This is a genomic window from Pararhodobacter marinus (assembly GCF_003122215.1).
Taxonomy (GTDB): domain Bacteria; phylum Pseudomonadota; class Alphaproteobacteria; order Rhodobacterales; family Rhodobacteraceae; genus Pararhodobacter; species Pararhodobacter marinus.
The window spans coordinates 1-1,532 of the sequence record NZ_QEYD01000025.1; the positions used below are offsets into that span (position 1 = coordinate 1).

The window sequence follows — 1,532 nt, forward strand, 5'->3', positions numbered from 1 at the left end:
CGGTCGGCGGGGATGGTGACGGGGCCGCTGGTGACGGTGACGGCCCACGGGCTGGCGGGCTGGTCGGGCGCGGCGGTGTCATCGAGCATGACGCGGACAGTTGCGTGGATCTCGCCGCCTTCGCGGGTGATCAGGCCGATGAACGGATGATCGCCCGGCGCGGGGGTGGCGCGGCCGCCCTCGGGCACGGGGCCGAGGTCATAGGCCACGCCGTCGATGGTGAGCACGTCGCCTGCGACGGACAATGCGGTTTCGGCCTGTCCGGGCAAGCCCCGGACAGCGGAAAGGATCAGATGCATGGGGATGTCTCCTTAGATCCAGCGGCCAGTGGCGAAGAGAACAAACGTCTCAGAGCCAGTATGCCCTGTGGAAGTACGGTTCCTTACGGACCAAGTCGCGGAACCCGAGATCCGCGCGCGGGCATTCGACGCGAACGCGTCACCTCCCATGGTGTTGTTGACGGGATTCATGCTGGTGAACACAGTGTCGGTCGCAAAAACTGCCGGCATTGCGAAGGTCTGGTCATCGGTAGAGCCTAGGTTGACCGAAACGGTGCGCCAACAAATCTGAGTCCCATCAGCGAAACGCACATACACACCGTTGCCGTTGCTGCCGCGCTCGATGATCGCGCCGGTCGGCACGCCGCCAGATTGCGAGACACCACCGAGGATGTTCGCAGCCCCGTACTGCAAACGCCACGGCCCCCACCCGGTCGACGAGTCCCCCTCTCGGACATAGGTTTCAACGTACGCCCCCATATCCTTTCGCACGACCTGAAGCAGAGACGTTGCGCCGTAGCGATGGATCTGAACAATATGATAGCTGTTTCCCCAGGGGCTACTGGCTCGATTGAGCGTCCCAGACCCTGCGGCATACATACCCTCTACGCTGTCAAAAGAGTTGAGGTCGGCCAGCTGATTGGGGGCGCCAACGATACCAAGCCCGAAATCCCCGACTTTCAGCAACCGCCCGGCCGTCGCGTCGAGCGCGTTCGCCGTCACCACCGGCCCAGCCGCCAGGAACGTCCGTGCCGCCGCGCCGAAGTCGGTCAGGCCGAAGGTGTTGTTGCCGTTATAGAAGGCGAGCTTGTCGGCGCCCCCTGAGAGGCCCGCGAGCGAGGTCAGGGCGCCGCCATTGAGCGCTTGCAGGAGCAGGTTTGACGCCGCGAGCGCCCGGAGACCATCGTCGAGCTGAAGGATGAAATAGCTGACGCTCGACTGCGTCTCGATCGGCCAGCTATTGGCCAGCGTGATGCTGGTGGCCGAGTTGACCGAGGCGATCAGGGCCACCGCGCCGCCCGCGATCAGCAGATCCCCCGGCCGCGTGCCGCTGGTGGTCCAGGCGGTCCCCGATCCGGTCACGCTGGTTGATCCGGATCCGACCGAGATCGCTCCGGTTTGATAGACCGTCGTCATGCGGCCCTCCTTTCTGGATTACTTCACGCGGCGCTCGGCCGAGAGAAACAGGTTGCGGTGATTGGACGGGAGGCTCGGGGGCGTGGCATCGCCCGTGGTCCTCGTGCTGATCTGCAG

2 protein-coding genes are annotated in these 1,532 nt (G+C 64.8%); both read right to left on the reverse strand.

Annotated elements, in window-relative coordinates; all coding sequences use genetic code 11:
* Positions 1 to 299, reverse strand: a 299-nt coding sequence (locus tag C4N9_RS21590; protein WP_109535411.1) for a hypothetical protein, incomplete at its 3' end; no start/stop codon positions are given.
* A gap of 12 nt (positions 300 to 311) precedes the next feature.
* A complete protein-coding gene (locus tag C4N9_RS22340) occupies positions 312 to 1,415 on the reverse strand; it encodes a hypothetical protein (protein ID WP_109535412.1) in 1,104 nt (367 codons plus the stop codon).
* Positions 1,416 to 1,532 lie beyond the last annotated feature (117 nt).

Excerpts from the sequence above, each read along its gene's own strand:
- C4N9_RS22340 (WP_109535412.1), bottom strand. The coding sequence starts at position 1,415 with ATGACGACGGTCTATCAAACCGGAGCGATCTCGGTCGGATCCGGATCA.